General features: G+C 73.7%; 5 protein-coding genes. 2 read left to right on the top strand and 3 right to left on the bottom strand.

The features are described from left to right. Positions 1–250: 250 nt before the first annotated feature. Positions 251–1,288, top strand: a complete 1,038-nt coding sequence (locus ABT063_RS01650; protein ID WP_351055035.1) for a rod shape-determining protein — start codon at positions 251–253, stop codon at positions 1,286–1,288. A gap of 16 nt (positions 1,289–1,304) precedes the next feature. Here ABT063_RS01650 and ABT063_RS01655 read toward each other — a convergent pair whose 3' ends face one another. Continuing rightward, positions 1,305–2,255, bottom strand: coding sequence for an anti-sigma factor RsbA family regulatory protein (locus ABT063_RS01655; protein ID WP_351055036.1), 951 nt, complete (start codon positions 2,253–2,255; stop codon positions 1,305–1,307). Next, the gene (locus ABT063_RS01660) at positions 2,252–2,605 is read right to left on the bottom strand and encodes an STAS domain-containing protein (RefSeq protein ID WP_351055037.1); all 354 of its coding nucleotides are present in this window, start codon (positions 2,603–2,605) and stop codon (positions 2,252–2,254) included. The genes ABT063_RS01655 and ABT063_RS01660 overlap by 4 nt, the downstream gene beginning before the upstream one ends. A 203-nt stretch (positions 2,606–2,808) precedes the next feature. On the opposite strand from ABT063_RS01660, the gene ABT063_RS01665 reads away from it, so the two are divergent. After that, on the top strand, positions 2,809–3,498 hold the full coding sequence (locus ABT063_RS01665) for an ANTAR domain-containing protein (protein WP_351055038.1): 690 nt from the start codon (positions 2,809–2,811) through the stop codon (positions 3,496–3,498). Positions 3,499–3,544: 46 nt separating this feature from the next. On the opposite strand, the gene ABT063_RS01670 is transcribed toward ABT063_RS01665, so the two are convergent. Then, positions 3,545–5,923 (bottom strand): type I polyketide synthase, encoded by a 2,379-nt coding sequence (locus tag ABT063_RS01670; protein WP_351055039.1) that lies wholly within the window; start codon positions 5,921–5,923, stop codon positions 3,545–3,547. Between the last annotated feature and the right edge of the window lie 233 nt (positions 5,924–6,156).

Genomic DNA, 6,156 nt, shown 5'->3' on the forward strand with positions numbered 1-6,156 from the left:
TACGCGCCCACCCCGGCCACGGACCGCCTCCTGCGCGACGCCGGCCGCGAAGTGACCGTAACCTCCCTCGAACCCCTCCTCGAAGCCGCCCGCTCCCTCTGACCACCGAATCACACATGCGCGGCAAACCCCCCATTCAGCCGCACCCCACCCGGCCCACCCCAACACGCGCCCCCTCCCCCACCCCCGCACGATGCCAGTAGGGCCGGCCACCCGGCGGCCCCACAGTCCGTGCTCTCGGGAGGCCTCCATGACCGCCAGTCTGGAGCAGCTGCGCCGCTGCCACTTCGCCGTCGATCTGGGGGCGGCGAGGACGCGGGTGTACGTGAAGGGGGCCGGGCTCGTCGTCGACCAGCCGTCCGCCGCCGCCGTCAACACCCGTACCGGCGCGCTGATCGCGGTCGGTGAGCTCGCCGAGAAGATGACGGGACGTACGCCCCACTACATCCGTGTCGTCCGGCCCGTCTCCGGTGGGACGGTCGTCGACATCGAGATGGCGCAGCGCATGCTGCGGCACCTGCTCGGCGACAAGATGCGCCGCACCCTGCGCCGCAAGCCCCGATTGCGCGCCGCCGCCTGCACCCCGCACGACGCCGACCCGTTGGCTCAGCGGGCGGCCATCGAGACGCTGGTCGGGCTCGGGGCGCGGCGGGTGGAGCTGGTCGACACGCTGATCGCCGCCGCCGTGGGGTGCGGGCTGCCCGTCGAGCGGCCCGAGGCCACCATGATCATGGTGTGCGGGGCCGCCGCGACCCAGGTCGCCGTGCTCTCCCTCGGGTCCATCGTCACCGCCGAGCGCATCCCGGTCGGCGGCGAGGCGGTGGACCACGCGATCGTGCAGCACCTGCGCCACGAGCACGAGCTGATGCTGCCCAGCCAGTCCGTACGGCCCCTGCAACTCGCCCTGTCCGGCAACGGGCTCACGCCCCACGGCCCGGCCTCCACCGAGATCCACGGACGGGACGTGGCCACCGGTCTCGCCCGTTCCGTCCAGGTCGACACCGCCGCCGTACGGGACGCGATCGAGACCCCGCTGACCGCCGTACTGGACGGCATCGGCAGGGTGCTGCGGGTCTGTCCGCCCGACCTGGTGGCCGACCTCATCGACCGCGGGATCATGATGGTCGGCGGGAGCGCCCTGCTCCCCGGGCTCGACCAGATGGTGCGACAGGCCACCGGCATGCCGGTGCGCATCGCCGAACGGCCCGACGTGTGCGCCGTACAGGGACTGGGCTACATGCTGGAGGGCAAGATCGAGCCGCTGTCGCTGGACCCGCTGGCCACCTGAGCGCACCACCGAGCCCTCAGCGACGCATGTAACACCGTACGGTCGTCCCCTCGTCCCCCGTGTACACGCGCACCAGATCAGCGACGAGGTTCACCAACAGCAGTCCCCGCCCGCCCCGTTGCTCCCGCGGAGCCGGCCGGCGCCCCGCCAGGAGGTCCCAGATCCGTCCCTTGTCCCGGACCTCGCACACCACGAACTCACCCTCGGCCCACACCCGCAGCACGCCCTCGCCGCCGCCGTGCACCACGCTGTTGGTGGTCAGTTCGGCGGTGGCGAGGGCCACGTCCTGCAGCCGGGTGCCGTCGAGGCCGAGCCGTCCGGCCACGTCGGTGGCCATGTGCCGGGCCTGCGAGAGCGACTCCGCCTCGAAGGGGAAGAAGGAGACCTGCGGCCCGTCGGGGGCGGGCGGCAACGGCGCGTTGCAGCGGGCGACGACGTCCTCGGGGGCGTAGGAGCCGCTGTCCCGCAGCGGTTCGCCGCCGGCGTGGACGACGGTGGGGTGGGTGGCGTACGCGTCGGCGATGACGTGCGGCGCCAGGCGTCGGGTGTCGTACGGACACAGGATGCTCGCCGTGCGGCCCTGGAAGGCCGCGTTGATCAGCGCCTCGTGCTGGACGCAGGCGGGGTACTCGGCCTCCGTACGGCCCGCCCAGATCGGCTCGCCGATGATCCGCACCCGCCGGCCGGGCGGCTGGGCGTCGGCGAAGGCGCGCAGTACGCCGGGGATGATCCGGCCGGGGTTGCGTCCGGCCTCCCGCATGTCGAGGAGCCGTACGGCGTCGGCGTCCGCGCCGAGCCCGTCCCGGATCAGGTCGAGGTTCTCCCCGGGCACGGCCACGGCCACCGGGTCGCCGGCCTCCAGTCCGGCGCGTACGAAGGGCATCGTGCCCGCGAGGTACTCACGCTCGTCGCCGTAGAACAGGGCGGGGTGGACGAAGGGTTCGAAGGGTTCGGCCGCGGTACTCATGACTTCGACACCTCGATCGCCGGCAGGCGGGGCCAGAACAACTCCAGCACCCGCCGCAGGGCGGGCGGCGGCCGGTGCAGCACGATCCGCCGGCCGTCCCGAAGCCGCTGGGCGGCGGCGGCGAGCACGTCGGCGCCCGCGACGTCGACGAAGGTCACGGAGGACAACTCCAGGTAGTACACGTCCACGTCACCGCCCACGGCCTGCTCCAGCGCCCGTTCCCAGGCCGCGTGCGTGGCCAGGCCGACCTCGCCCGCCACCCGCAGCCCGCTCCGCTCGGGCAGCGGGAGAAACGTCAGCTCCGGCACCGCGCCGACGGCGCCGGAAGGCGTCTGATACCGGATGCCCACACCGTCTCCCCACTCGTCCCGGACGAGACCGCTTCTACCCGCGAAGACACCTGACATTCCTGGGGCGGGTGTGTAGTGGGCCGTACGGCGGGCAGGCGCACTGTCAGCACAGCCGGGCCCCACAGGGCCCGCCCGGTGGAGACGGGGCACGCACTGTCATGCAGAAGGCAGAAAGTCGAGGACCGAACCAACAAGGCGGGGACATGATCTCAGCGGCACACACATCTCTCGCGGGGCGACTGGACGCCCTGGTGATCGAGAGCCACGTGGACGCGGGCGGGCGAGCGGTGCTCGCACCGCGCGGAGAGCTCGTCCACGGCAGCGCGAACGTCCTGGCCAAGACGCTGGCCGGACTTCCGGCCAGTACCTCTCGGCTGGAGCTGGACATGACCGGGGTCATCTTCATGGACACGGCGGGACTGCAGTTCCTGGAGACCCTCGGCACCTACGGCCGCCGGCAGGAGATGCCGGTCACGACGGTGAACTGGCAGGGCCAGCCGCGCCGGATCCTGGAACTGGTCGGTCTGGACACCACGGACCCCCTGCGCTCCACGGCCCACGGCTCCACCCCCGTCCCGCGCCCGCCCGCTTCCTCCGCGGTGGCCCTGGAACGCGCGGAACAACTCCGGCTCCTCCAGGAGGAGGTGGACCAGCTCCGTCAGGCGATCACCTCCCGCCCCGTGATCGACCAGGCACGCGGCATCCTCATGGCCACCCACGCCATCACCTCCGACGAGGCCTGGACCGTCCTCCGCGAGGCCTCCCAGCTCTCCAACACCAAGCTGCGCACGGTGGCCGCGTCCCTCACCGCCAGCACCGGGAGCGACGGCCCACAGCCCCCGGCGGAGGTGCGCACGGCCCTGCGTACGGCGATAGCGCGACGCGACTCGTAACCATCGCCACCGTCGCCCCCGACCGTCCCGGACCGCCCCGGGGCGGTCACGGCCGGCGCAGCCAACCGCTCACGGCGGCCGCCGTGGTGGCGGCGTGCTCGTTCATCATCGTCTGGTGGTTGCCGGGGGCGTCGATCGTGTCGTAGTCGAACTCCCACTCCTTGCTCCACCCGTGGGACTCGGCCACCTCTTCGTTCGCCGCCTGCGGCATCCGCTCACCGGCCCGCACGAGCACGACCGGCGCGGTGACGGCCTGCGGCCGCCAGCCGTCGAACAGGTCCAAGTACGCGCCCTGGGCGGTGACCTGGGCCTCCGTCATCAACGCGAAGGCCCGGTCGTCGACCGCGATGCCCTGCAGCTGGCTGCGGATCTGCTCCTCGGGGATGCCGTCCTTCGGGAACCACGTGTCGAGCAGGACGACCCCGCGCGGCGCGAGTCCGCGGGCCTCCAGGCGGGCGGCGACGGCATGGGCGAGCCAGCCGCCGGAGGAGTATCCGGCCAGCGCGACCGGGGTGTCGCCCAGGTCGCGGGCGACCGCGTCGGCGTGCAGGTCCACGACGAGGTCACTGCTCGCGGGCAGCGGGTCGTCGTCGCCGAAGCCCGGAAGCGGCAGTGCGTACACGTCGTGCAGCCCGTGCAGGTGCAGGGCGAGACGGGCGAAGTTGTGCGGGCCCGAGGGGGCCACCATGGACGGCAGGCACACCAGCGCGGGCCGCTCGGGGCCGGAGGCGAGCCGTACGAGTTCCTGCTCGCGCCCGAACTCCGCCGCGCTGCCGAACACCGGCCGCAGCTTGGCGGCGGCCTGAAGGACCCCGATCCCCTCGGTGAACTTGCCGATCTCGCACGCCCGCCGGTACAGGTCGCGCACCCCGGACCCGCCGCCGTCCCGCCGCGGAGCGGCCTCGTCCGGCCGCTGTGCCGCCGCCGACTCGGCGATGTGGCGGGCGAGTTCGGCGGGGGTCGGGTGCTCGAAGACCACCGGGGTGGCCAGGGCCAGGCCGGTCGCGGCGACGAGCCGCTTGCGCAGCTCCACCGAGGCGAGCGAGTCGAAACCGAGTTCCAGGAAGCGCCGTGCCGGATCGATCTCGTCCGGTGACGCGTAACCGAGGACCGCGGCGGCCTCCGTACGGACCACATGGAGCGGGTCCGCCGGCCGGGGTGCCCGCGGTGCCTCCTCGGCCGTGGGGTCGACGACGGACGGCGGCCTGATCTCGTCGAAGAACCGGCTGGTCCGCGTCGCGGTGAACGGCGGCAGGAAGCGGTCCCAGTCGACGTCGGCGACCGTCAGCGCGGTCTCCCCGGCGGCGACGGCCCGCCACAGCTCGGTGGTGGCGTCGGTGGGATTCATCGGCGGCAGGCCCCGCCGGGCGAGGAAGTCCCGCATGCCGGCCTCGGCGCCCATGCCCGCCTCGGCCCACGGGCCCCAGGCCACCGAGGTGGCGGCCAGGCCCCGGGCGCGGCGGTGCTGGGCGAGGGCGTCCAGGAAGGCGTTGCCCGCGCCGTAGGCCGTCTGGCCGGTGCTGCCCCAGGTGGCGGAGATGGACGAGAAGAGGACGAACGCGTCCAGTTCGGCATCGCCCAGAACCGCGTCCAGGTGGACGGCTCCCGCGGCCTTCGCCGCCACGACGTCCGCGAACTCGGCGAGGTCCATGTCCGTCAGCGGCGCGAACCGGCCGCTGACTCCGGCCGCGTGCACCACGGCCGTCAGCTCGCCGGCCGGGATCGACGCGAGCAGCCGCTCGACCTGCTCCCGGTCGGCCATGTCGCAGGCCTCGACGGAGACGTGCACGCCCAACCCGGACAGCTCGCCGACCAGTTGCGGCGCACCCGGCGCGTCCAGGCCCCGACGGCTGGTCAGCACCAGCCGCTTCGCGCCCGCGGCGGCCAGCCACCGGGCGGCCTGAGCGCCGAGCGCGCCGGTACCGCCGGTGACCAGCACGGTGCCGTGCGGCCGCCAGGCACCGTCCGCGCCGCCGTCGCCGTCCTGCGCCCGCACCAGCCGACGGGCGAACAGTCCGGAACCGCGTACCGCCAGCTGATCCTCGCCCTCCGGGCCGGTCAGGGCCGCACCGAGCCACAGCACCGCCTCGTCGTCCAGCTCGGCCGGCAGGTCGATCAGGCCGCCCCAGCCGCGCGGCCGCTCCAGGGCGAGGGTGCGGCCCAGGCCCCACACCATGGCCTGGCCGGGTTCGGTGACCGGCTCGTCGTCGGTGGTGGCGACGGCGGCACGGGTGGCACACCACAGCGGCGTCTCAAGCGCCAGGTCGGCCAGCGCCTGGGCGAGCGCACAGGTCAGGGCCAGACCGTCGGACACGGCGGGGTGCGGGGCGGTGTGCGGGGTGGGGTCGGAAGTGGTGGCCGCGGTGGATCCCTGGGCCGTATGCCCGGTGGAGTCGAGGACCGTAGCCGCGGTCGAGTCCAGCACCGTATACGCGGTGGAGTCGAGGACCGTAGCCCCGACCGAGTCCAACCCCGCATGCCCGGCGGCGTCATGCGCCGTAACCCCGGACGAACCCAACCCCGCATGCCCAGCGGCATCCAGCACCGTAGCCCCGACCGAGCCCAACCCCGCATGCCCAGCGGCATCCAGCACCGTAGCCCCGACCGAGCCCAACCCCGCATGCCCAGCGGCATCCAGCACCGTAGCCCCGACCGAGC

This window comes from Streptomyces sp. NPDC002838 (assembly GCF_040295365.1).
Classification (GTDB): domain Bacteria; phylum Actinomycetota; class Actinomycetes; order Streptomycetales; family Streptomycetaceae; genus Streptomyces.

What these genes read in the sequence shown, in the direction of transcription:
- ABT063_RS01665 (WP_351055038.1), top strand. Translation starts at nt 2,809, where the DNA reads ATGATCTCAGCGGCACACACATCTCTCGCGGGGCGACTGGACGCCCTG.
- ABT063_RS01655 (WP_351055036.1), bottom strand. Translation starts at nt 2,255, where the DNA reads ATGAGTACCGCGGCCGAACCCTTCGAACCCTTCGTCCACCCCGCCCTG.
- ABT063_RS01650 (WP_351055035.1), top strand. Translation starts at nt 251, where the DNA reads ATGACCGCCAGTCTGGAGCAGCTGCGCCGCTGCCACTTCGCCGTCGAT.